22 protein-coding genes are annotated in these 21,224 nt (G+C 59.2%); 11 read left to right on the forward strand and 11 right to left on the reverse strand.

The annotated features are described in order from the left end of the window. Positions 1 to 10 precede the first annotated feature (10 nt). Positions 11 to 1,687 carry an L-lactate permease gene (locus ACIQTS_RS12615; RefSeq protein WP_365943363.1) on the reverse strand — a complete coding sequence of 559 codons (1,677 nt, stop codon included), beginning with the start codon at positions 1,685 to 1,687 and terminating at the stop codon, positions 11 to 13. Between the two features lie 146 nt (positions 1,688 to 1,833). Here ACIQTS_RS12615 and ACIQTS_RS12620 point away from each other — a divergent pair, with 146 nt between their 5' ends. Genes ACIQTS_RS12620 through ACIQTS_RS12630 form a run of 3 tightly spaced genes read left to right on the forward strand, consistent with a single transcriptional unit; the run spans position 1,834 to position 4,696 of the window. After that, the gene (locus tag ACIQTS_RS12620) at positions 1,834 to 2,598 is read left to right on the forward strand and encodes a (Fe-S)-binding protein (protein ID WP_105656268.1); all 765 of its coding nucleotides are present in this window, start codon (positions 1,834 to 1,836) and stop codon (positions 2,596 to 2,598) included. A 17-nt stretch (positions 2,599 to 2,615) separates the two neighbouring features. Beyond that, complete coding sequence (locus tag ACIQTS_RS12625) at positions 2,616 to 4,067, forward strand: LutB/LldF family L-lactate oxidation iron-sulfur protein (protein ID WP_105662149.1); 1,452 nt, start codon at positions 2,616 to 2,618, stop codon at positions 4,065 to 4,067. After that, complete coding sequence (locus tag ACIQTS_RS12630; RefSeq protein WP_105656267.1) at positions 4,064 to 4,696, forward strand: LUD domain-containing protein; 633 nt, start codon at positions 4,064 to 4,066, stop codon at positions 4,694 to 4,696. The genes ACIQTS_RS12625 and ACIQTS_RS12630 overlap by 4 nt, the downstream gene beginning before the upstream one ends. A gap of 98 nt (positions 4,697 to 4,794) precedes the next feature. On the opposite strand, the gene ACIQTS_RS12635 is transcribed toward ACIQTS_RS12630, so the two are convergent. Next, positions 4,795 to 5,127: a hypothetical protein gene (locus ACIQTS_RS12635; RefSeq protein WP_402473572.1), complete on the reverse strand. Its 333-nt coding sequence runs from the start codon at positions 5,125 to 5,127 to the stop codon at positions 4,795 to 4,797. A gap of 93 nt (positions 5,128 to 5,220) precedes the next feature. Between ACIQTS_RS12635 and ACIQTS_RS12640 the strand changes: the two genes are divergently transcribed. Beyond that, positions 5,221 to 6,393, forward strand: coding sequence for an MFS transporter (locus ACIQTS_RS12640; protein ID WP_402473573.1), 1,173 nt, complete (start codon positions 5,221 to 5,223; stop codon positions 6,391 to 6,393). A 127-nt stretch (positions 6,394 to 6,520) separates the two neighbouring features. Then, complete coding sequence (locus ACIQTS_RS12645; RefSeq protein ID WP_105656265.1) at positions 6,521 to 6,964, forward strand: DUF4190 domain-containing protein; 444 nt, start codon at positions 6,521 to 6,523, stop codon at positions 6,962 to 6,964. A gap of 113 nt (positions 6,965 to 7,077) precedes the next feature. Here the strand turns inward: ACIQTS_RS12645 and ACIQTS_RS12650 are convergent, their stop codons facing one another. Then, entirely contained in the window at positions 7,078 to 7,626 is a 549-nt protein-coding gene (locus ACIQTS_RS12650; RefSeq protein WP_105656264.1) for a YceI family protein, read from the reverse strand. A 221-nt stretch (positions 7,627 to 7,847) separates the two neighbouring features. Between ACIQTS_RS12650 and ACIQTS_RS12655 the strand changes: the two genes are divergently transcribed. Continuing rightward, on the forward strand, positions 7,848 to 8,006 hold the full coding sequence (locus tag ACIQTS_RS12655) for a hypothetical protein (protein ID WP_402473574.1): 159 nt from the start codon (positions 7,848 to 7,850) through the stop codon (positions 8,004 to 8,006). Between the two features lie 149 nt (positions 8,007 to 8,155). On the opposite strand, the gene ACIQTS_RS12660 is transcribed toward ACIQTS_RS12655, so the two are convergent. From ACIQTS_RS12660 to ACIQTS_RS12675, 4 genes are read right to left on the reverse strand one after another with little or no spacing between them, the layout of a single operon-like run. Next, a complete protein-coding gene (locus ACIQTS_RS12660) occupies positions 8,156 to 9,133 on the reverse strand; it encodes a glycine betaine ABC transporter substrate-binding protein (protein ID WP_402473575.1) in 978 nt (325 codons plus the stop codon). Further along, positions 9,130 to 9,858 (reverse strand): ABC transporter permease, encoded by a 729-nt coding sequence (locus ACIQTS_RS12665; RefSeq protein WP_105661999.1) that lies wholly within the window; start codon positions 9,856 to 9,858, stop codon positions 9,130 to 9,132. Before ACIQTS_RS12665 ends, ACIQTS_RS12660 begins: the two co-directional genes overlap by 4 nt. Then, positions 9,855 to 11,117, reverse strand: a complete 1,263-nt coding sequence (locus ACIQTS_RS12670) for a betaine/proline/choline family ABC transporter ATP-binding protein (RefSeq protein ID WP_402473576.1) — start codon at positions 11,115 to 11,117, stop codon at positions 9,855 to 9,857. The genes ACIQTS_RS12665 and ACIQTS_RS12670 overlap by 4 nt, the downstream gene beginning before the upstream one ends. Further along, entirely contained in the window at positions 11,110 to 11,751 is a 642-nt protein-coding gene (locus ACIQTS_RS12675; protein ID WP_105656261.1) for an ABC transporter permease, read from the reverse strand. The genes ACIQTS_RS12670 and ACIQTS_RS12675 overlap by 8 nt, the downstream gene beginning before the upstream one ends. 220 nt (positions 11,752 to 11,971) lie before the next feature. Between ACIQTS_RS12675 and ACIQTS_RS12680 the strand changes: the two genes are divergently transcribed. The 4 genes from ACIQTS_RS12680 (at position 11,972) to ACIQTS_RS12695 (ending at position 15,831) form a co-directional block, all read left to right on the forward strand. Next, the gene (locus ACIQTS_RS12680) at positions 11,972 to 12,829 is read left to right on the forward strand and encodes a fumarylacetoacetate hydrolase family protein (RefSeq protein WP_332731296.1); all 858 of its coding nucleotides are present in this window, start codon (positions 11,972 to 11,974) and stop codon (positions 12,827 to 12,829) included. Positions 12,830 to 12,939: 110 nt separating this feature from the next. After that, entirely contained in the window at positions 12,940 to 14,001 is a 1,062-nt protein-coding gene (locus ACIQTS_RS12685; protein WP_402473577.1) for a GTP-binding protein, read from the forward strand. Continuing rightward, positions 13,991 to 14,113 carry a type B 50S ribosomal protein L36 gene (gene ykgO / locus ACIQTS_RS12690; RefSeq protein WP_402473578.1) on the forward strand — a complete coding sequence of 41 codons (123 nt, stop codon included), beginning with the start codon at positions 13,991 to 13,993 and terminating at the stop codon, positions 14,111 to 14,113. The genes ACIQTS_RS12685 and ykgO overlap by 11 nt, the downstream gene beginning before the upstream one ends. A 227-nt stretch (positions 14,114 to 14,340) precedes the next feature. Then, positions 14,341 to 15,831 (forward strand): sodium:alanine symporter family protein, encoded by a 1,491-nt coding sequence (locus tag ACIQTS_RS12695; protein WP_105656258.1) that lies wholly within the window; start codon positions 14,341 to 14,343, stop codon positions 15,829 to 15,831. An 86-nt stretch (positions 15,832 to 15,917) separates the two neighbouring features. Here the strand turns inward: ACIQTS_RS12695 and ACIQTS_RS12700 are convergent, their stop codons facing one another. Beyond that, positions 15,918 to 16,763 (reverse strand): CoA ester lyase, encoded by an 846-nt coding sequence (locus ACIQTS_RS12700; protein WP_105656257.1) that lies wholly within the window; start codon positions 16,761 to 16,763, stop codon positions 15,918 to 15,920. 607 nt (positions 16,764 to 17,370) lie between these two features. On the opposite strand from ACIQTS_RS12700, the gene ACIQTS_RS12705 reads away from it, so the two are divergent. Further along, positions 17,371 to 18,852 carry an amino acid permease gene (locus tag ACIQTS_RS12705; protein WP_402473579.1) on the forward strand — a complete coding sequence of 494 codons (1,482 nt, stop codon included), beginning with the start codon at positions 17,371 to 17,373 and terminating at the stop codon, positions 18,850 to 18,852. 24 nt (positions 18,853 to 18,876) lie between these two features. On the opposite strand, the gene ACIQTS_RS12710 is transcribed toward ACIQTS_RS12705, so the two are convergent. The 3 genes from ACIQTS_RS12710 to ACIQTS_RS12720 all read right to left on the reverse strand — a co-directional run bounded on the left by ACIQTS_RS12710 (position 18,877) and on the right by ACIQTS_RS12720 (position 21,152). Continuing rightward, positions 18,877 to 19,284, reverse strand: a complete 408-nt coding sequence (locus ACIQTS_RS12710) for a DUF4262 domain-containing protein (RefSeq protein ID WP_402473580.1) — start codon at positions 19,282 to 19,284, stop codon at positions 18,877 to 18,879. Between the two features lie 73 nt (positions 19,285 to 19,357). Further along, positions 19,358 to 19,801, reverse strand: a complete 444-nt coding sequence (locus ACIQTS_RS12715) for a DUF4262 domain-containing protein (protein WP_402473581.1) — start codon at positions 19,799 to 19,801, stop codon at positions 19,358 to 19,360. A 175-nt stretch (positions 19,802 to 19,976) separates the two neighbouring features. Continuing rightward, entirely contained in the window at positions 19,977 to 21,152 is a 1,176-nt protein-coding gene (locus ACIQTS_RS12720) for an NADP-dependent malic enzyme (protein WP_402473582.1), read from the reverse strand. Positions 21,153 to 21,224 lie beyond the last annotated feature (72 nt).

The raw sequence follows: 21,224 nt of genomic DNA on the forward strand, positions 1-21,224 counted from the left end.
CCGTTCACGGCTAAGGCAGCATCCAGGACAGAACCGGGGTGGACTGCAGGTAAACCAAGCAGCACAGCACCAGCAGCATGCCTACGGACCAACCGGCAACCTTCTTGAGGATCACCGACTCCTGGCCTTCCATCTTCACCGAGGTAGCGGCGATGGCCAGGTTCTGCGGGGAGATCAGCTTGCCGACCACGCCGCCGGAGGTGTTGGCGGCAACCAGCAGGTTCGGATCGATGCCGGCATTGATGCCAGCGGTCTGCTGCAGCTTGGCGAACAGCGCGTTGGCCGAGGTATCCGAGCCGGTCACCGCGGTGCCGATCCAGCCCAGGATTGGCGACAGGAAGGCGAAGAATGCGCCGGTGCCTGCCAGCCAGGTGCCAATGGTAATGGTCTGGCCCGAAAGGTTCATCACGTAAGCCAGGCCCAGGACCGAGAGGATGGTCAGCGCGGCGTAGCGCATGTTGTAGACGGTCTTGCCGATTTCGGCAGCACCCTCGGCGAAGGTCATCTTGTACTTGCCGTTGCCGTCGTTCTTCGCGTAGACCAGGGCCACGATCAGGCCGGTGATCAGCAGCAAGGTGCCCGGGGAGGAAAGCCACTGGAAGTTGTAGACGGTCGAAGATACCGCTTCGCCATCAGCATTCAGGATCTTGCCGTCCAGTCCTGGCCAGCCGAACTTGATGTCCGTGGTTGCCAGCCATGCAGGAATGTCCACGCCCAGCTTCCACAGCTTGGCCACGCCGAAGATGACGATAACCAGCAGGTACGGGAACAAGGCCATCCAGGTGTTGACCGGGTGCAGCTTGGCGTTGGCTTCGTATGGAATTGCCGCGGCTTCAGCAGTCAGCACGCGCTGGCGTGCCTCGTCGGCACCCTTTGGAGTCCAGAAGCGCAGCAGGATCACTGCGGCGGCCAAGCCAACCAGCGCAGCAACGATATCGGTCAGCTCATAGGAGAAGTAGGTCGAGCACAGCCACTGGGCGACACCGAAGGAAATGCCGATGGTCAGCGTTGCCGGCAGGGTTTGGCGCATGCCGCGCCAGCCGTCGAGGATCAGCACCAGGATCGATGGGACGAACAGCGCCAGCAGCGGGGACTGGTGTCCAACGATGGCGCCGATGTCGGCAGCCGGGATGCCGGTCAGGGCACCGGCGGTGGTGATCGGGATCGCCACGGCGCCGAAGGCCACCGGGGCGGTGTTGGCAATCAGCACCGCGCAGGCTGCGCGCAGGGGCGACAGGCCCAATGCCAGCAGCATGGTGGCGGTAATCGCCACCGGTGCGCCGAAGCCGGCCAGCGCTTCAAGCAGGCCGCCGAAGCAGAAAGCAATCAGCACGGCCTGGATGCGCACATCGCCGCCGCCGATGACGTCGAAGACGCGGCGCAGGTCTTCGAAGCGGCCCGACTTGACGGTGACCTGGTAGAGGAAGATCGCCATGACAACGATCCAGACGATAGGGAAGGCACCGAAGACCATGCCCATCAGTCCGGAGTTCAATGCCAATCCAACCGGCATGTTCCAGCCGAAGATCGCCACGAGGATGGCAACAGCGAGCGAGCCGAGGCCGGCCCAGTGGGCCTTGACCTTGACTACCGCCAGAAGTACGAAGAAGGCTACAAGCGGGATCAGTGCGATGAGCGCTGAAACAGCTATGCTCCCCGCGATCGGATCCGTGGAGGGTGTAAACACGGTGTGGGCGTCCTTACTCGAGATGGTCTGACCATATGTGGTCCGACCACCTAGAGTACAAGGTGAGAGCTATCACAACAAGTCTTGACTATTACGAAGTACGTGGCATAGTATGGTCTGACCACACCCTGAAAGAGTCATTTATTATGCGAATTGCTCTCTTTGCCACGTGCATTGTGGATGCTATGTATCCGGAAACCGCCAAGTCGACAGTGAAAATCCTGGAACGCTTGGGCCATGAAGTAATTTTCCCCAAGGCGCAAGCCTGCTGTGGGCAAATGCACATGAATTCCGGTTATATGCCTGAAGCCCTGCCCGTGGTCGAAAACCACATCAATGCCTTCGACACCGAAGACTATGACGTCGCGGTGGCCCCCTCGGGCTCCTGCGTTGCTTCGGTCAAGCACCAGCACCCTTTCCTGGCAGAGCGCCTGGGCAAGCCGGAGCTCAAGGAACGCGCAGTTGCCGTGGGCAAGCGCACCTATGAACTGAGCCAGCTGCTGGTGGATGTCCTGGGGATCACCAACGCCGCCGAGCAGCTGGGCAGCTACTTCCCGCAGACCATCACCTACCACCCTTCCTGCCACGGCATGCGTTCGCTGAAACTCGGCGATCGGCAACTTGATCTGCTCAAGACCGTCGGCGGCATCACCGTCAACGAACTTCCGGAAGCTGACCAGTGCTGCGGCTTCGGCGGTACCTTCTCGATCAAGAACTCCGATGTCTCCACGGCAATGCTCGAAGACAAGATGAAGAACATCTGCTCCACCGGCGCCTCGGCCTGCGCGGGCGGCGATGCCTCCTGCCTGATGCACATCGGCGGCGGACTTTCACGCACCGGAGCCAAGCCAAAGACCCTGCACCTGGCAGATATCCTGGCCAGCACCATGGAAGAGACGGTGTCACTGTGACTCAGGTATTCCTCGGCATGCCTGCCGGCGGGCAGGGCAACCTGTTCGAGACCGAGCCATTCCCCAAGGCCGCGCACCGCGAACTGGGCAACACCCAGATGCGCAAGAACCTGCGCCACGCCACCCACACCATTCGCGACAAGCGGCTGAACGTCGTCGGCGAGCTTCCGGACTGGGAAGAGCTGCGCGACGCCGGCAGCGCCATCAAGAACCTGACGATGGCCAACCTCGAAGAGCGTTTGGAAGAGTTCGAGAAGAACTTCACCGCCCGGGGCGGCATTGTCCACTGGGCCCGTGACGCGGACGAAGCCAACAAGATCGTTACCGAGCTGGTCAAGGCGACCGGTTCGAAAGAGGTCGTCAAGGTCAAGTCCATGGCCACCCAGGAAATCGGCCTGAACGAGCACCTGGAGACTGAGGGCATCGAAGCCTTCGAGACCGACCTCGCCGAGCTGATTGTCCAGCTGGGCAACGACAAGCCAAGCCACATCCTGGTTCCGGCAATCCACAAGAACCGCACCGAGGTGCGCGACATCTTCCTCAAGGAAATGCCGGTAGTGGATCCGAACCTGACCGATGAGCCAGCCAAGCTGGCCGAAGCTGCCCGCAAGCACCTGCGCAAGAAGTTCCTTTCCGCCAAGGTCGCCATCTCCGGCGCGAACTTCGCGCTGGCCGATACCGGCACCCTGGGCGTAGTGGAATCCGAGGGCAACGGCCGCATGTGCCTGACCCTGCCAGAAACCCTGATCACCGTCATGGGCATCGAGAAGGTTCTCCCCCACTGGGAGGACATCGAGGTCTTCATGCAGCTGCTGCCGCGGTCTTCCACCGGCGAGCGCATGAATCCCTACACCTCGCTGTGGACCGGCGTGAGCGAAGACGATGGCCCGCAGAACGTGCACATCGTGCTGCTGGATAACGGCCGCACCCGCGCCCTGGCCGACCGCTTCGGCCGCACCGCGCTGAACTGCATCCGCTGCTCGGCCTGCATGAACGTGTGCCCAGTGTACGAGCGCACCGGCGGCCACGCCTACGGTTCGACCTACCCAGGCCCGATCGGCGCAATCCTCTCCCCGCTGCTGACCGGCATCGAGGTCGAGGAAAACGGTTCCCTGCCATATGCTTCCTCGCTGTGCGGCGCCTGCTACGACGCTTGCCCGGTGAAGATCAACATCCCGGAAATCCTCGTGCACCTGCGCGGCGAGGACGTGGATGCCAACCGCGACAAGCACAAGCTCCCGACCCAGATGGATCTGCTGATGAAGGGCGGTTCCTGGGCGTTGGGCAAGGGCAAGAACCTCGGCCTGCTCGAAAAGGCCTTGCCGCTGGGCCGGCTGATGTCCGGCAAGGAAAAGAAGATCAAGAAGCTTCCGGGCATCGCCGCAGGGTGGACCGCCAGCCGTGACATTCCCGCCCCGCCAAACAAGTCCTTCCGCGACTGGTGGAGCGACGAGAAGGAGTCCAAGTGAGCGCAAAAGACGAAATCCTGGGACGGATCCGCTCGGCACTAGCCGATGCTCCCGTCGCCCAAGAGGTACCCCGCGAATACCGCAAGACCTCGGATATGGGTGAAGCTGAGCTCATCGACCTGCTGGTGGACCGCTTGGTGGATTATAAGGCCGGGGTGGACGTCATTGACGCCGCGCAGATCCCGGAATACGTAGCGGCCAAGCTGGCGGGAGCCTCCAGCGTTGTCTACCCGCATGGATTGGACACCGGCTGGCTCTCAGGGCTGGGCGAGAAGGTCGAGCAGCGCATCGATGCCCCGGGCGCACGGCTGAGCATCGCCGAACTGGATGAAACCAGCGCCGTGGTCACCTCGTCGGCCGTTTCGGTCGCCGAGTCCGGCACCATCATCCTCGATGGCGAGCCAAACCAGGGCCGCCGCGCGATTTCGCTGGTACCCGACCACCATGTGTGCATCGTGCCGATCTCCTCGATCGTGCGCCTGCTGCCAGAAGCCATGCCGCGACTGGCCATCACCCGTCCGCAGACCTGGATCTCCGGTCCGTCGGCCACCAGTGATATCGAGCTGGAGCGCGTTGAAGGCGTGCACGGCCCGCGTACCTTGGACGTCCTGATGGTTCGCGGTCTGTAAGGCTGGCGCAATATAAGCTTTCGCGGCCGGTTCCCCCCTCCTAAACCTCCAGGGGAACCGGCCGCGAGTGCATTTAAGCGTGCTGTCGACTTCTTGCCCTAGCCGCCGGCAGTGAAATCCTTCAGGTCCGCTTCTATTCGATCGCGCGCGGCAAAAACCGACGCCGGCAGCCCGGCCTCGACCATTTCGCGGAAGCGCACCGGTGGAATGGAAACGCTCAATCCCGCGATGACTTCCCTGGCTCCATCGTGACGGCAATCCGTTATGCTTCCCTTGCCTCGGATTTTCATTACCGGAGATACCTGGCGCACCCAGCCCGCCAATCCTGGCCAGTCATGGACGTGTCCATGGCGCTGCCGCTGGGCGCGACCGGAATTGAGTGCGAGTTCATGGCTGAAGCACCGGTAACTGCCTAGCTGCCAATGCGTCATCTGCCCGTGGCAGCAGTCATCCAAAACAGTATCAGCGGGCAGATTCTGTTTACATGGATAGGCAGGCGGAAGATTCTCACTTGAAGGGCCGGGATGGAGAAACAACAGGACCTTCGGATTTCGGTACGCACCATTCCCGATTCGGCTTTGCGCTTCGTCGGCTTCCTTTCCTTCTTCGACCGCTATGGCACTCCGCCCATGCTGGTCGCACTTTCGCTGGGCACCTCGCTCAGTTTCGCCCAAGCTGTCCAACTGGTAGCTTCCTATGCCTTGTTCTATGCCATTGGCCAGCCGATCTGGGGCGTGCTTAGCGATCGTTTCGGGCGTCTGGCGGTTTTGCGCGCGGCGCTCATCGGCGCTGGCCTCGGCGCGGTCGCCAGCATCATGTTCACCGACTATTTGCCGCTACTCATTGCCCGCTCCGTCATCGGGTTTATGTTCGGCGCGCTGTATCCAACGCTGATGACGCTCCTGGGCGATACGCGTACCGGGGTAGAACGCGCGCGGGGCTTATCTGATTTGCAGATCTATTCCTCGCTGGGCACCACCCTGGCGACATTAGCTTCAGGAGCATTGGCAACATACGCGAACTGGCGGCTGGTGTTCCTGTTGCCTGCACTGGGTTGCGTAGCGGCCCTGTATAGCTTGCGGAAGGCGGCAGAGCCCGAGCATTCGCGTTCCGGATTCCAATTCCGTGCAGCTTTGCGTCCCATGAATTTGGCCCTTTATGCCATCGTCTTCCTCGAAGGCGGGCTGCTCATGGGATTGCTGACCTATATCGTTCCCGCCTTGCAAGAATCCGGTGTCACTATTGGCTTGGCGGGAGCGCTAGGTTGCGCTTTTGCCCTGGGAGTCATTCTGGGTGCACGCTTGATGCGCCGATTGGTGGCACGCATTGGCCGAACGTGGCTTATTGGGGGTGGCGGCCTGGTGCTTTGCGCAGCTTTCCTCCCTTCGGTGTTCGCTCCCTCCCCTGCCTCCTACACCTTCACCGCGTTCTTCCTGGGTGCCACGAACGCGATCATGCACTCATCAATGCAGGGGTGGGCGACCGATATCTCGCCTGACGCGCGGGCCACCACCGTTTCACTGTTCGTTTTCGCCCTATTCGCCGGGGCATCTGCGGCGACCTACCTAACTGCAGATTTAGCGCAGAATGGCCACTACGGACAGATCTTCGGGATCGGCTTGGCACTGAGCCTATTACTTGTGGCGGTGGCGACTGGCACTCATGCGCTGTGGCGCAGAATGCATCCAGCCAGCTGACTTCACTGGCAGGTAGGGGGCATTCTGGCATTGCAGAGAGTTCTTCTAGAGATTAGATGTTATTGCCGGTTGCATGTGAGAATCTTGAATTAAGCGAACGAGCCTCACAAGCGGAAAGCAGGTTGCCATGACCAGTCCAGGCGAAGAACCACGAAACCCCTATTCTTCAGGGCACCAGGGTCAGAACCGGCAGTACCAGCAGCCTGGTTCCTACGATCTCAACGGCGTCCCGCAACAGCCTTACTACAATCAACAGGCACATGGCCAACCGGGCCAGTACCCCCAGGGCAACTTCGGCTATCCGACAGCATCCCAATTTCAAGGCACCCAGCTGGCACAGACCTCGATGATTCTTGGCATTGTGTCCATCTTCGTTGCAGGCGTGATCCTTGGCCCGATTGCTATTTTCAAGGCCAATAAAGCCGAAAGGGAATTCAATACGGTATCCACGGTCGGCAAAGTGACCGGTTGGATCGGCACCATTTTGGGCGTGCTCTGGATCGTGTATGTCGCATTCCTTGTCATCGGTGCTATCGCATTTTCCGTGGACCCGTCATTCAGCGGGTCCTAGGCACTTCTTCCCTCGACTTTAACGACAAAGCCTCCGGCTCACTTTCGTGAGCCGGAGGCTTTGCCGGTATCGGCCCTTATCCCGTCATCCCCATGACGGCCTTCGGGAAACTTTTACTCTGCGGTTGGCAGTACGAACGAAGCGTCGATTTCGATCTTGACCTTGTCGCTGACCAGAACGCCACCGGCTTCCAGTGCTGCGTTCCAGGTGATGCCGAATTCCTTGCGGGAGATGGTCGTGGATGCGAAGAAGCCAACGCGGGTTGCACCGAAAGCGTCTACAGCTTCGCCGCCGAGCTCTGCTTCGAATTCAACTTCCTTGCTCACGCCGCGGATGGTCAGATCGCCAACGAGAATGAACTCGCCAGCCTCGCCCTTGACCGCAGTGGACTTGAAGGTCATGGTTGGGAACTGCTCGGCGTTGAAGAAGTCCTCGCCCTTCAGGTGGCCGTCGCGGTTAGCGTCCTTGGTGTTGACCGATGCGATCTGGACGGTTGCCTCGACCGAGGAATCTGCCAGGGTTGCGCCGGTGGTCAGGGTTGCGTCGAATTCAGTGAAGCTGCCGCGAACCTTGGAGATGCCTGCGTGGCGAACCGAGAAGCCGATCTCGGAGTGCGATGCGTCGAGGTTCCAGGTTCCGGTGGTCAGTGCAGATGCAGTCATGTCTAAATCCTTTCGTCGGGCCATCAAGTAGTTGACGCCTCAATTTGTTTTGCTGATACCAGTATGACACTAATGAAGTTGAAGCGTCAACCACTTTCCCTAAAAAAGTTTCATCTGGCTATTCAAGAGATCCGTATTTAGATACTGACTAGGAAAGTTTCTACTGAAATCATTTTTCATGCACCCCTTTACTCAGACGCGTACATGGCTAGACTGAGGCCATGAACGCAAATGACCCAGTTCCCGATAATGCCCAAGAAGAAGCCGAGTTATCCGCAGAGCTAGAGGAAATTTGGCAGGAAGAATCCATCACTACCGCTGCCACGACCGAAATCGCCGATGAAGTCGACGGCGAGCTAGGCACCCGGAACCAGCAATAGGTAGATGGCCTCCACCTATTTCTATCCTGCAAGCAAATCCATCCGAGAGAAACCAATCCCCAGTGAATCCTCGGCGACATTGAAATGGATCCCCGGCATCGCGATGCCGGGGATCCATTGCCTAATCCATGCAGTTTTCGTTGTCTCGGTTAGGGACTGGAGACCAAGCCTTGGTCAACCATCCACTCGAAGGCAACATCCGCCGGTTCACGGCCAACCACGTCCACCTGGTAATTCAGTTCCATCAAAACCTGATCAGTCAGCAACGGAGCGATCTTGTCCATGATCTGCTGGATTTCCGGGTGCTTTTCAAGAAATTCTCCGTTGAAAGCCGGGGCGGCGTTGTAGCTTGGGAAATACTTCCGGTCATCTTCCAGCACGGTCAAGTTAAGCGCCTTGATGCGTCCGTCAGTGGTGAAGACTTCACCGAAGTTGCACGCGCCATTAGCGGTTGCCTGGTAAATGGCACCCACGTCGTACAGGCCGATATTGTCCTCAGCCACTTCCGAACCACGGTCGATATCGTAGTGTTCCAGCATTGGAGTCAGACCGTCTCGACGGGAATTGAATTCCGGGTCGACGCAGAACGTCAGATCTTCGGGGTCCAGCGTTTGCAGTTCGGAAAGCTTGGTGATACCCAGCCGCTTGGTCGTTTCTTCGTTCATCGCCAATGCGTAGGTGTTGTTCAACGGTGCCGGATTTCCCCAGATAATTCCATTGGCAACATCCTCATCGTGCACCGACTGCCACTGCTCTTCTTCACCCACAACAGGTGATTCGTGGCCCAAGTAGGTCAGCCACGCGGTACCGGTGTATTCCCAGAGCACGCTCGCGTCGCCGGAAAGCAGCAACTGACGTGCCGGCTGGGAGCCAGGAACATTGGTCAGGTCGGTGACGTCATAGCCGGCAGCCTTGAGCGCGATCACGGTGATCTTCCCCAGCAGCAGCTGCTCGGTAAAGGACTTGGACGTGACGGTCACGGTGGTGTCTTCAGCGTTTTCGACCAGCGGCTTGATCTCGGCGGGGCCGGCGTTGGGCACCGTCCCAGTCGATGGGCTAAGTCCGCACCCAGTCATTCCGATCAGCGCGGCCATGGACAGGACAGCTAAATTCAGTTTGCGGTTCACGAAAGTCCTCTCGGTCGTGCCACCTGTTCGACGACGCGGCCAAGCCAATCAATCGTCAAAGCCAGCAAGGCCACTAGCAACGAGCCGGCAATCAGCACCACATTCAGGTTCAGGTTCACTCCCGTAGTGATCAAGATGCCCAGCCCGCCGCCGTTGATAAAGGTTGCCAACGTCGCGGTGCCTACCAGCAGCACCAGGGCTGTGCGGATGCCCGATAGCATCACCGGGACGGCCAACGGCAGCTCGACCTTCAACAGCACGGACATCTGGCTCATGCCGATTCCCCGCCCGGCCTCCACCAGGCGTTCATCAACCTGCTGCAGGCCAACAATGGTGTTGGAGAGCACCGGAAGAATCGCATAGATCACCAGTGAGACAATGGCAGTTTTCGGGCCGAACCCCAACCAGAAGGCCAAGAGCACGATGACGCCAATGGCGGGTGCGGCTTGGCCGAAGTTGGCAATGGCGCGCACCGCCGGGGCTGCCTTGCGCAGTCCGGGGCGAGTGAGCAGCACGCCGAGCGGAATCGCGATCAGCAGAACGATGAGCGCCGAGATGACCGTGATCTTCAGGTGGTCGAGGGTGTAGCCCCAAATCGTTGCCGGATCCAGCGTTTGCTGTTCGGTCTCGGTCAGGTCGGCTGTTACCAGCCAACCCACCAAGATGGCGAAAGCAGCTGCGATTCCGGCGATCTGCCAAATCAAGCTGCGGGTTTCGGATCTCATGCCGATTCACCATCCTGCCCGGTGGCCGCACTATCGATATTCACGACGTTGATGGCACCCGAGTTCAGGCCAACCGGCGCCTCGTGATTAGCATCCGTGGTGTTGTTCGCGGCCGCGATCGCCTCCATGACGGTCTGCACCGTGATGACACCCGTGAGCACATCACGGCGTCCCGTTACCAGGGCCGACTCGGAACTGGCCACCAGCATGGTGTCCAATGCGTCGTTCAAGGTAGCCTGCTCACCGACGACCGGCATGGATTCATCGTAGGTACCCTCGATGATCTGGGCACGCGACAGTTGCCGGCGGTCCATGCGGCGCAGCGGACGTCCCCGCGAATCAAGCACTACCGCGTATTTGCGTCCGGCGCCCTGCAGCTGCGAGAGCACCTCCGAAGCATTCTTGCCCGGTGTGGTGGTGATGGCTTCTCCCAGTTCCACTTCGTTCACCCGCGTCAAGGTCAGCTGCTTCAAGCCGGCACCCGAACCGATGAAGTTCTCCACGAACTCGCTGGCCGGATTGGCCAGGATCCTTTCTGGGGAGTCGTACTGCTCCAACTGCGCACCTTCGTTGAAGATCGCAATCCAGTCGCCGAGCTTCACCGCTTCGTCGAAGTCGTGGGTCACGCACACGATCGTCTTCTGGACTTCAGACTGGATGTTCAGCAGCTCATCCTGCAGACGCTGGCGGGTAATTGGGTCAACTGCACCGAATGGCTCATCCATCAGCAAGACCGGTGGATCCGCTGCCAATGCACGGGCGACGCCCACACGCTGCTGCTGGCCGCCGGAGAGCTCCTTGGGGAAACGGTCCCGGTAAAGTTCCGGATCCAGCGAGACGAGTTCCAGCAGCTCGTCGACGCGGGCAGCGATCTTCTCCTTGGGCCAACCCAGCATCTTTGGAACCATGGCGATATTGGTCGCCACGGTCATATGCAGGAACAGGCCGCCAGCCTGGATCACATAGCCAATGCGGCGGCGCAGTTCATCACCGTTCATGCCGGTGACATCTTCGCCGTCAATGACGATCTTGCCGCTGGTCGGCTCGATCAGGCGATTAATCATCTTCAGGGTGGTCGTCTTGCCGCAGCCCGATGGCCCCACGAACATCACGATGGACCCGGCAGGGATCTCCAGGGTCAGGCCGCCTACGGCCGATTTCTTTTGTCCCGGGTAGGTCTTGGTTACTTCCTCAAGCATGATCGAAGCGCCAGTGACATTCTGGGCCATGGCATTTTCAGGGATCTTATGTTCAGACACGGATACCTCGCGGGGTAGTCAGTCGGCCAATGCCGAGCAAAATCAAATCAAGGATGAGCGCCAGGATCACGACGCCAACTACGCCGGTGATCACGGATTCCAGGGAGTTCGCGCCGCCCAGACGCGAGAGTCCTTGGAAGATGAACCCGCCGAGGCCAGGACCCAGGGCGTAGGAGACCACTGCGGCGACGCCCATCACCATCTGGGCTGAAATTCGTACGCCAGTCAGGATCACCGGCCAAGCTATGGGAATTTCTACTGATATCAGAGTCTTCAGCCGGCTCATGCCGATGCCGCGCGCTGACTCGATAATGGTTGGTTCGATGTTGTTCAGCCCAACGATCGCGTTGCGCAGAATTGGCAGGGCGGCGAAGAACGTCACCACGATGACTGCCGGAGTAACCCCGAAGCCCACGGGGACAATAAGCAAACCGATCAGGGCAAAGGACGGAATAGTCAGGCCGATGGCGCTAATGCCGTTAGCCAAGCCTGATAGGGGCTTGTTGCGGTATACCAATACGGCAATCAGCACAGCAATAATTGTCGCCAGGATCAAGCACTGCGCGACTAGCGAGAAGTGCTGCCACGAGGCGAAGAGGATATGGCGAGATCGCTCGCCAAAAAAGTCACCCACATTAAAACCTGCTTCACTTTAGTTTCGTATCTAGATCGTTATTTCAAGACTGGTCTCTGGGACCGTAGCTTGCCATGAGTTTAGCCGGGTCAGCGGAGCATGGCCAAGCCACGTTATCCAGATCAAAACTCTGGCTCGGCCGTATTTAAGGCCAATTGCTATCAATTGCCGATCACGAAATATGGTGCACTTTCAGCGAGAAGTGTAGTGAGATAGATTCATGAAACTTGCAACGCTCCGCCTCGCCAGCGAACCAGGCCATACCACCGCTGCTGTCATTGAAGATGGCCGCGCCTACTACTTGGACAATCTCGATTCAGTGCAGCGTTTCCTGCGTCTTGATGACGCAACTCAGCAAGAAGTAGTTGCTCGCGCTTTAGTGGGTGATTCCATCGCCGAGGGCGAAGCCGACTATGCTCCGCTGATCCCCAAGCCGGAGAAAATCTACTGCATCGGGTTGAACTACAAGACGCATGCGGCCGAGGTCGGCGAAGAGCTGCCGAAGTATCCGACGGTGTTCGCGAAGTTCGCTTCCACCCTATGCGGCGCCAAGGACACCATCGAAATTCCAGTGGAAGACCATCGGGTGGACTACGAAGCAGAGCTGGCCATCATTATCGGCAAGCCGGGTCGCCGCATCAGCCAGGAGGATGCAGCCGCGCATATTGCCGGCTACGCCGTGGCCAGCGATGTGTCGATGCGCGGTTACCAGGGCCGCACCCAAGAGTGGCTGCAGGGCAAGATCTGGGATCGCTCCACTCCCCTGGGCCCGTGGCTCGTGACCCCGGATGAGCTGGACCCTGCCGCCCGCATTACCAGCACGGTCAATGGCACCGTGGTGCAGGACGAACAGATCGATGATCTGATTTTCTCTGCTGACGCCTTGGTTTCCTACCTCTCGACATTCAATGAATTGCAGCCAGGCGACGTCATCCTGACGGGTACGCCATCTGGTGTTGCGTTGGGCCGCCGCGACGAGAATGGGCGTCACCCGTGGCTCAAGCACGGCGATTCACTTGAAACTTCGATCGAAGGCCTGGGTACCTCTGCGGTAGTTTTCAACGCGCCGCAGAACTGATATTTCTTGTCGCTTCCGGGGGCCTGTCCGCATTTGCGGGCGGGCCCCGAGGCATTAAGCCCTGTTCCCAATTTTGCTATTGAGACTCATTCTCATATAAGCTTGAACGCGTGAATCTCATCGTTCTCTCCGCACTTGATACTTCCAGCCGCGACTCCGGCCTCAGCCACCTGGGACACCACCATCCTGACGCCGTCATCTTGCGCTATGACTTCGTCGACGGCAATCGGCTGGTGCGCCACGTCTCCGGATCTGCAGCCGCAGAACATGCCGAAACCGTTCTTGGGCACCCCTGCATCGGCTGTGCGACGAAGTTCGAGATCCTGCCGACGATCCAACGCCTGGCACCGGAAGATTCCGAGGCCGCAATGATCCTGGCGTTGCCCGCCACATGGCCTAGCGGAACAGTGCTGGACATGCTCGGCACAAAGCTCGAACCATTGGAAATCCGGATCAGCAGCATCGTCTTGTCCCTGGATCCCGCCGAATTGGAAAACCAGATGTGGGACCGGCACACCCTCTGGGAATCGGGATTCAACGCCATGGAACGCGATGCGAGGACGTCGGGAGAGTTCTTCTTCACCGAATTGATGCAGGCAGATACCCTCATTCCGGTCGAAGGCCTGGAAACCCAACTGCTCGAAAGTGCCACCGGTCCACGACGCGCTGGCGGCGCCGACTATGAAGCCGGCCTCGAATTAGCTCGGCAGATGGCACCGCATGCGCATATCTGCGTGCACGAAGAAGGACTCGGCTCCTTCCACCCCAGAGCAGCGCGCCAACGCACCAGCGCCGGGCACCTGCCGCGAACAGCAACCAATGCCCGCACTGCGCCGATCCACCTGCATGCCGAACGTCCGCTTCATCCCGAGCGCTTCCGCAAAGCCCTGCCGTCCCTGGCTGAATCCTGCACCTGCATCCGCGGAATCCTCTGGGTGGCTAGTGCCCTCAGCGAGCGCGTCGCCATCGGCGGAGCCGGCCCGCGCATCTGGATGGAAAACACCGGCGCGTGGAATTCGAATATCGCCGTCTCGGAATTGCTGCTCTACGGATCCGAACACGAAGCTTCGCAGATCGAGACGGTCTTCGAGCAATGCCAGGTCACCGAAGAAGAACTCAAGGACCTGTTCAGCTCCGCACATCATGAAGGAGGTGAATGGCATGAAAGTTAGGAATTCCATCCGCGCATTGAAGAAGGCGCCCGGCTCCCAGGTGGTCATACGACGAGGTCGCGTCTTCGTGATCAACAAGCAAAATCCGCGCATGAAAGCGCGGCAAGGCTGAAGCACGGAAATTGCCGGCGTCCACTTCGGTGGATGCCGGCAATGCGGCAGCCAGCCCGAGCCCCGGGCCTGATCGTGAAATAAAGTTAACAAACCGGACATGGCATCCGCCAGCGCGCTTTGTGACACAGTTCTCCCCTTGCCATATGATGGCACTCACATAAGGGGATCGGCTTCTCGCCTGAAACTCTTCATCATCAGTCACTCGCACATAAGGATATTGAGTCCATGGACGCTTTGGGCGATCTCTTCGGGGACATCTCCTCCGTCATTTGGGGACCGTTTGTCCTCATCCCGCTACTTTTGGGTACTGGCCTGTACCTGACCATCCGCTTGGGTGGCCTGCAATTCTTCAAGCTCGCTGCCGCATTGCGCCTGGGCCTGCTCAAGCGCAAGGATGCCGAGGCAGAAGGCGACATCTCGCAATTCCAGGCACTGACCACAGCGCTGGCGGCCACTGTCGGAACCGGTAACATCGTCGGTGTCGCAACCGCCATCGGCATCGGCGGCCCAGGTGCCCTGTTCTGGATGTGGGTCACCGGCCTACTGGGCATGGCATCGAAGTACACCGAGGCCTATCTCGGCGTGCGTTACCGCGGCACCGACGCCGCAGGCGAAAAGTCCGGCGGTCCGCAGTACTACCTGGAACGCGGCATCAAGGGTCCGCTGGGCAAGTTCCTGGCCCTGTTCTTCGCCATCGCCGCCACCCTGGCCTGCTTCGGCATCGGCAACATGACCCAGGGCAACTCCATCGCCCTAAACTTGGAGAATTCGTTCCACGTCACCCCATGGGTTACCGGTGTCGTGCTGACCGTGCTGTCGATCGCTGTCCTGGTCGGCGGCATCAAGTCCATCGGCCGTGTCACCGCTGGATTCGTTCCGGTCATGATCGTCTTCTACGTGGCCGCATCGATCTACATCCTGATCGCTAACGTCGGCGGCATTCCTGCAGCTTTCGGCGAGATCTTCACCGACGCCTTCACCGGCACTTCCGCTGTTGGCGGCTTCGTCGGCTCGGCCATCATCATCGCTGTCCAGTACGGTGTTGCCCGCGGCATCTTCTCCAACGAATCCGGCATGGGTTCGGCTGCTATCGCTGCCGCGTCGGCACAGACCACCCACCCGGTTCGCCAGGGCCTGGTCTCCATGACCCAGACCTTCATCGACACCATCATCGTTGTTACCTGCACCGGCCTGGTCATCATCACCACCGGCACCTGGAAGGTGATCGATGAATCCACCGGCGAGCAGATCTCCGCTGCGTTGATGACCGGCCAGGCATTCACCCACGGCCTGCCTGGTGAATGGGGCCACTGGATCGTGACCATCGGACTGGTCATGTTCGCCTTCTCCACTATCTTGGGCTGGAGCTACTACGGCGAGCGCAACATCGAGCGCCTCTTCGGCCGCAAGCTCGTGATGCCATTCCGCATCGTCTTCTCGCTGGTCGTCTACGTAGGCTGCACCACCGAGCTGACCGCCGTTTGGAACTTCTCGGACATGATGAACGGCCTGATGGCGCTGCCGAACCTGATCGGCCTACTGATCCTCTCGGGCATGGTGGCTCGCGAAACCCACTGGTACCTCAAGCATGACCCGAAGCTGGAAGCCAACAAGGCGCAGATCGAGGACTTCATGAATGATCGTCCGGGTTGGGCTGAATGGAAGGCTGGCGACGTCGTCGGTTCCTCTCGCAACCGCGGTGCCCACGAGGCATAGGCTCCGCAAGCTAAAAGAACCCGTTCAGCATCTGATTGATTCCAGATGCTGAACGGGTTCTTTGCTGTTGGAAGACAGCTAAAGACTTAGGCGTTCCACAGGCCGTAGGAGTCGGCCAGGTCGGCGATCTTCTGGGCACGGGCCAGACGCGGCAGGTATGAGCCATCGCCCACCGAAGCGCCGGCGGCGTGCGCTTCGAGCAGTTCCATGGCCCAAGACAGCTCGTCTTCGCTGGGTGCCAACGCGGCGTTAATGCCATCTACGTGATCGGTGGACAACGACAGCTTGCCGGTCATGCCCATGGAGGCGGTGATGCGGGTTTCTTCGGTCACCTTGGCGGCATCGGCACCTGCCGGTGGAGGTCCGTCGATAGCGCCAGGCAGCTTGCCTACACGCGAAGCGATCACGAGCCGGCCGCGTGCGTAGGCCAGTGCCATCGGGTCGTCGGAGACGCCCGTGTCCTTGCGGAAGTCGTTGATGCCGAACGCCAGGCGGAAGGTACCCGGGGCCGAAGCGATCTGCGTGGCGTTCTCGATACCCAAAGCGGTTTCGATCAAGGCCAGGACCGGAGTGCCCGCGCGCAGCCTCATCGCGCTGTAGGTAACCTGTTCAGGCTGCTCGGTCATGGCCAGCATGATTCCACGCAGGCCGGGAGTTCCCGACAGCGCGGCAAGGTCATCGGCCCAGAAATCAGTGTCAATGCCGTTGACGCGCACCCACGCAGTCATGCCATTGGACAGTGCGCGCACTACGTTATCGCGAGCCTGGATCTTCTGGTCGTCAGGAACGGCAGCTTCCATATCAAAAATCACCGAGTCCGCTTCACAAGCCAGTGAAGGAGCGAAAGTTTCCTCCTTGGCCGCATTGACCAAGAGCCAGGAACGGGACAATTTTGCAGGAAGAGCCGCAGCTCGACGATTTCGGAATGCCATACGTCCTACACTACTCACTTGGCCCTCCAAGCTTCCACTGGCCATGTACAGTATTTGCTTCAAGTGAACCAAAAGGCGCGGAATGCAGCGCTGGAGCAGTCCTGTTACGCATTGCCAAGATGGGCCGGGTCATCTTCTGCGCGGTAGAGCTGAACATGGATGCAGTGTTGCCCGTGGTGCTTCCCGGCTCCCGCGTTCCGCCATTTCCAAAGTCCGATTGCAGGTGGGACATACGGGTATTGATCTTCGGTGGTACTGATTCTCCAGATCAACCGCCTCCCGCTAATTCCATTTGCCGGAACCGGAGGATTTCCTTCGCACAATTTCCCGCGGCTTTGTTTTCGGGTAGATGCCGCCACCCTGCGGTCCAGCAGCATCCAAATGCCCCATTCAAGTGCAGTTTCTGCCCATCTGGCTACTGCGCGAAGCAGCGGGCTGCCTGCCCGAATCGAGTGGCGTATAACCAATTTCACAACTGTTAAGCTTGCTCGCAGTCCACGGTGACGGCCAAATATAGCTGGTCAATATATCTGCGATAACCTCTTCCAGCGGTCTAGTTCTTCTTCCGAGCAGGCCGTCTCCTTCGAAAAACCGAAGGGATCTGCTCATGAAAGGTGCAGCCGTGGCGAACGATTCCACGCAAGTGAAAACCGTTTCCGACGGAACGAAACTTGAGCGCGGCCTGTCCAGCAGGCACATCCAACTCATGGCGATCTCCGGAGCAGTCGGCACCGGCTTGTTCATGGGCTCCGGCAAGACCATTTCCGCTGCTGGACCGTCCGTCATCTTCGTATACATGATCATCGGTTTCATGCTCTTTTTCGTCATGCGTGCCATGGGCGAGATCCTGCTCAGCAACTTGAACTACAAGACCTTCGCAGATTTTGCCGGCGATCTCTTGGGACCTTGGGCTGCCTTCTTCACCGGCTGGACCTATTGGTTCTGCTGGGTTGTCACCGGCATTGCGGACGTAGTCGCGATTGCCCAGTATGTCGCCTACTGGTGGTCCGAGATCCCGTTGTGGCTCCCCGCGCTTTGCTGCATCCTGCTATTGGTCGGGCTGAACCTGCCCACGGTCAAGGCTTTTGGCGAAACCGAGTTCTGGTTCTCCTTGGTGAAAATCGTTGCAATCCTGGCGTTGATCGTTTGCGGCCTGGCAATGATTGCCACCGGGTTCAGTTCTTCCGAGGGAGACACCGCTTCCTTCGTCCACCTGTGGGCGCACGGCGGCATGTTCCCCACTGGTTTCATGGGCTTCGTCGCAGGCTTCCAGATCGCCGTTTTCGCCTTCGTCGGCATTGAATTGGTAGGTACGGCTGCGGCTGAAACCAAGGATCCTGAAAAGAATCTCCCGAAGGCCATCAATTCCATTCCGCTGCGCGTGATCCTGTTCTACGTCGGTGCCTTGACCGTCCTGATGGCCGTCACCCCCTGGTACAAGTTCTCCGCTGATGCATCGCCATTCGTTGGCATGTTCTCGATGGCTGGCTTGGCCGCAGCTGCAGGTCTGGTCAACTTCGTCGTGCTGACGGCCGCCGCTTCAAGTGCAAATTCCGGAATCTATTCGACATCGCGCATGCTGTACGCCCTGTCGCAGGATGGAGATGCTCCGCAGAAGTTCAGCAAGCTTTCTGCCACGCAGGTGCCACGCAATGCGTTGCTATTCTCCTGCATCTTCCTTCTTGCTGCCGTCGTGCTGTTGTACGCGGGTGACTCCGTAGCCCAGGCCTTCACGTTGGTGACCACGGTGTCTGCCCTGTGCTTCATGTTCGTCTGGTCAATGATCCTTATCAGCTATTTGGCCTTCCGCAAGCGCCGCCCGCAGCTGCATGATGCCTCCAAGTTCAAGGTCCCCGGCGGCATGGGAGCCCCCTACATGGTCCTAGCTTTCTTCGTATTCGTCCTGGGGGCATTGACCACGCAGGCCGATACGCGTGCTGCGTTGCTGGCTACGCCCCTGTGGTTCCTTGTAGTTGGAATGTTCTACCTGAAGGTGCGCAAATCCGACGGCCACCAGGCCCTGCGCGCAGCACATCGGGCAAAAGTCCGCGCGGAGAACGAGGCCGCTGCAATCCATCGGCGAAGCTAGGCGCTTGGCAAAGGATGCCAAGGCCTAATTGTGCCGGGCAACTACATATTCGTAAGGGATATCCCTGCCGACGAGTAGGACTTCTAGCAACCCCAGGCTTTCTCCGTACCTCTGATAAGCCAATGGCACCTGCTTGCGGATCCCGGTACTGATCTTGGAGAAGTACAACAGTGTTCCGTCCTTCCAGCGGCCGGTGTGCCCGTGGGCGAAAACCTCATTCCATTCCAGCACGGACGCAGAAAATCCGTTGAGCATCTGAATGCTGTCATCCATGTCCAGCCCTCGAACAAGGAATTCTGGGTGCCCGATGCGACTCAGGCCAACGGTGTAGGCAAGCGATGGGCTGATCCGGTCCGACTCAACAAAAATCACTTCATGTCCGTAGTCGCGGATCCGCTGGTCGATCAGGGCTTCCAGTAGCTTGCGTGTCATGCCATTGCACATATCGCACATGGTCCAGTTCCTTTCCTCTGCCTGCTCATCTTTTGACGATGCGGCGCAGTTCCTAGTGAGCAGCCTGTTGCTGGATCACGGCGAAGTCCCTGGGTTGCATGCAATGCAGGGTTCTTATCGGGATGTCGCCAAGGATCAGACTGGTGAGGGGAAGAGTGTTCAGTTCCGCCTCTGGCTCCGAGAAAATGAGCTCGCTAAATAGCGATGTGTTGTGGGTACCTTCGGAAAAGACTTGTCCATGCTCGACGACTTGTGATGCCAGATGCGTGAGAAGCCCAAAAACATCATCTTCGCCTCCACCGATACTGACGATTTCAGGATGCCCTCGTTTCGCCAATCCCAGCGTGTACCCCAGGACCCGTTGCTGCCTTGCCATAGTGCTGAGCACTACGGCATACCCCTTCTCTGATATTTCGCGCAGTGCAACAACGCCAAGTAGCTGCATTTCGGGCAACGAGCTGCGGACACTGAGATGGACGCCTTCAGGATTACGCATCGCATTCCTCCTTGGTTGATCTGATGCCAGCAAGTGTGGCGCGAATTCATCGCCCCGGCAGGAACTTTCTACGATTGTGGATATCCCAAGACAACGGCCTCAGAACAGCCCGGCGCATGAAAAAAGCACTGCCCGCAACGAGTCGTTGCAGGCAGTGCTTTTTCGCCAGCTTTTTCTACCTGGCCTTTTCTGCTTCCGCAGCCACAGCCGCGGCTACAGCAGGCATCACGCGGTCATCGGTTGCCGAAGGAATGATGTAATCCGCTGCCAGATCATCACCAACCAGGTTGGCAATGGCATGGGCCGCGGCGACTTTCATGCCCTCGGTGATCTTCTTGGCACCGGAGTCCAGGGCGCCGCGGAAGATGCCCGGGAAGGCCAGCACGTTATTGATCTGGTTCGGGAAGTCGCTGCGGCCAGTGGCCACCACGGCTGCATACTTCGCGGCAGCATCCGGCATGATTTCCGGGGTCGGGTTGGACAGCGCGAAGATGATGGCGTCCTTGTTCATATTCGCCACGGCAGCTTCTTCGAAGGTCGATGAGGAAAGTCCCACTACGACATCCGCGCCGTCCAGTGCCTCAGCCAGGCCACCCATGACATCTTCACGGTTGGTGCGGCTGGCCAGGTCGGCCTTGACCGGATTAAGGTCGTCTCGTTCGCGGTGGATGGTGCCACGCGAGTCGAGCACGATGACGTCATCCACGCCGGCCGAAAGCAGCAGGTTGGTGACGGCGACGCCAGCCGAACCGGCACCGGAGATGACGACCTTCAACGAGCTGATGTCGCGCTTGGTCTGGCGGGCCGCGCCGATCAGAGCTGCCAGCACCACCACCGCGGTGCCGTGCTGGTCATCGTGCATAACAGGGATATCCAGCGCCTCGATCAGGCGCTTTTCGATTTCGAAGCAGCGCGGGGCGGAGATGTCTTCCAGGTTCACGGCGCCGAAGCTCGGGCGCAGGCGAATGACGGTTTCGACGATTTCATCGACGTCGGTGGTGTCCAATACCAGCGGGATCGAATCCAGGCCGCCGAATTCCTTGAACAGGGCGCTTTTGCCTTCCATGACCGGAAGCGAGGCAGCGGCGCCGATGTTGCCCAGGCCCAGCACAGCGGTGCCGTCCGAAACCACAGCAACCAGGCGGGAGGCCCAAGTGTGGGTTGCGTGCTTGGCTGGATCATCTGCGATGGCCTGGGATACCTTGGCTACACCCGGAGTGTAGGCGATGGACAGGTCGCGCTTGGTGTTCAGCGGCATTTGCGATGAGACGGAAAGCTTGCCGCCAAGATGGGCGTCGAAAATCTCTTCGTCGGTGATGGTGGACAGGTCTTTAGTGGATTCAACAGACATTGAATAGCTCTTCTTTCAAGAAAGTTCTGATTGACGAAAACGCAGTACCCACGAAATTGGTGGCAGAGCGTA

This window comes from Glutamicibacter sp. NPDC090743 (genome assembly GCF_044769125.1).
Classification (GTDB): domain Bacteria; phylum Actinomycetota; class Actinomycetes; order Actinomycetales; family Micrococcaceae; genus Glutamicibacter.

Bases quoted from the DNA above. Each gene is read 5' to 3' on its own strand.
- ACIQTS_RS12720 (WP_402473582.1), bottom strand. From the start codon at position 21,152: ATGTCTGTTGAATCCACTAAAGACCTGTCCACCATCACCGACGAAGAG.
- ACIQTS_RS12715 (WP_402473581.1), bottom strand. From the start codon at position 19,801: ATGCGTAATCCTGAAGGCGTCCATCTCAGTGTCCGCAGCTCGTTGCCC.
- ACIQTS_RS12710 (WP_402473580.1), bottom strand. From the start codon at position 19,284: ATGACACGCAAGCTACTGGAAGCCCTGATCGACCAGCGGATCCGCGAC.
- ACIQTS_RS12625 (WP_105662149.1), top strand. From the start codon at position 2,616: ATGCCTGCCGGCGGGCAGGGCAACCTGTTCGAGACCGAGCCATTCCCC.
- ACIQTS_RS12695 (WP_105656258.1), top strand. From the start codon at position 14,341: ATGGACGCTTTGGGCGATCTCTTCGGGGACATCTCCTCCGTCATTTGG.
- ACIQTS_RS12650 (WP_105656264.1), bottom strand. From the start codon at position 7,626: ATGACTGCATCTGCACTGACCACCGGAACCTGGAACCTCGACGCATCG.
- ACIQTS_RS12700 (WP_105656257.1), bottom strand. From the start codon at position 16,763: ATGGCATTCCGAAATCGTCGAGCTGCGGCTCTTCCTGCAAAATTGTCC.
- ACIQTS_RS12680 (WP_332731296.1), top strand. From the start codon at position 11,972: ATGAAACTTGCAACGCTCCGCCTCGCCAGCGAACCAGGCCATACCACC.
- ACIQTS_RS12635 (WP_402473572.1), bottom strand. From the start codon at position 5,127: ATGACGCATTGGCAGCTAGGCAGTTACCGGTGCTTCAGCCATGAACTC.
- ACIQTS_RS12620 (WP_105656268.1), top strand. From the start codon at position 1,834: ATGCGAATTGCTCTCTTTGCCACGTGCATTGTGGATGCTATGTATCCG.
- ACIQTS_RS12705 (WP_402473579.1), top strand. From the start codon at position 17,371: ATGAAAGGTGCAGCCGTGGCGAACGATTCCACGCAAGTGAAAACCGTT.
- ACIQTS_RS12655 (WP_402473574.1), top strand. From the start codon at position 7,848: ATGAACGCAAATGACCCAGTTCCCGATAATGCCCAAGAAGAAGCCGAG.
- ACIQTS_RS12645 (WP_105656265.1), top strand. From the start codon at position 6,521: ATGACCAGTCCAGGCGAAGAACCACGAAACCCCTATTCTTCAGGGCAC.
- ACIQTS_RS12665 (WP_105661999.1), bottom strand. From the start codon at position 9,858: ATGAGATCCGAAACCCGCAGCTTGATTTGGCAGATCGCCGGAATCGCA.
- ACIQTS_RS12640 (WP_402473573.1), top strand. From the start codon at position 5,221: ATGGAGAAACAACAGGACCTTCGGATTTCGGTACGCACCATTCCCGAT.
- ykgO (WP_402473578.1), top strand. From the start codon at position 13,991: ATGAAAGTTAGGAATTCCATCCGCGCATTGAAGAAGGCGCCCGGCTCC.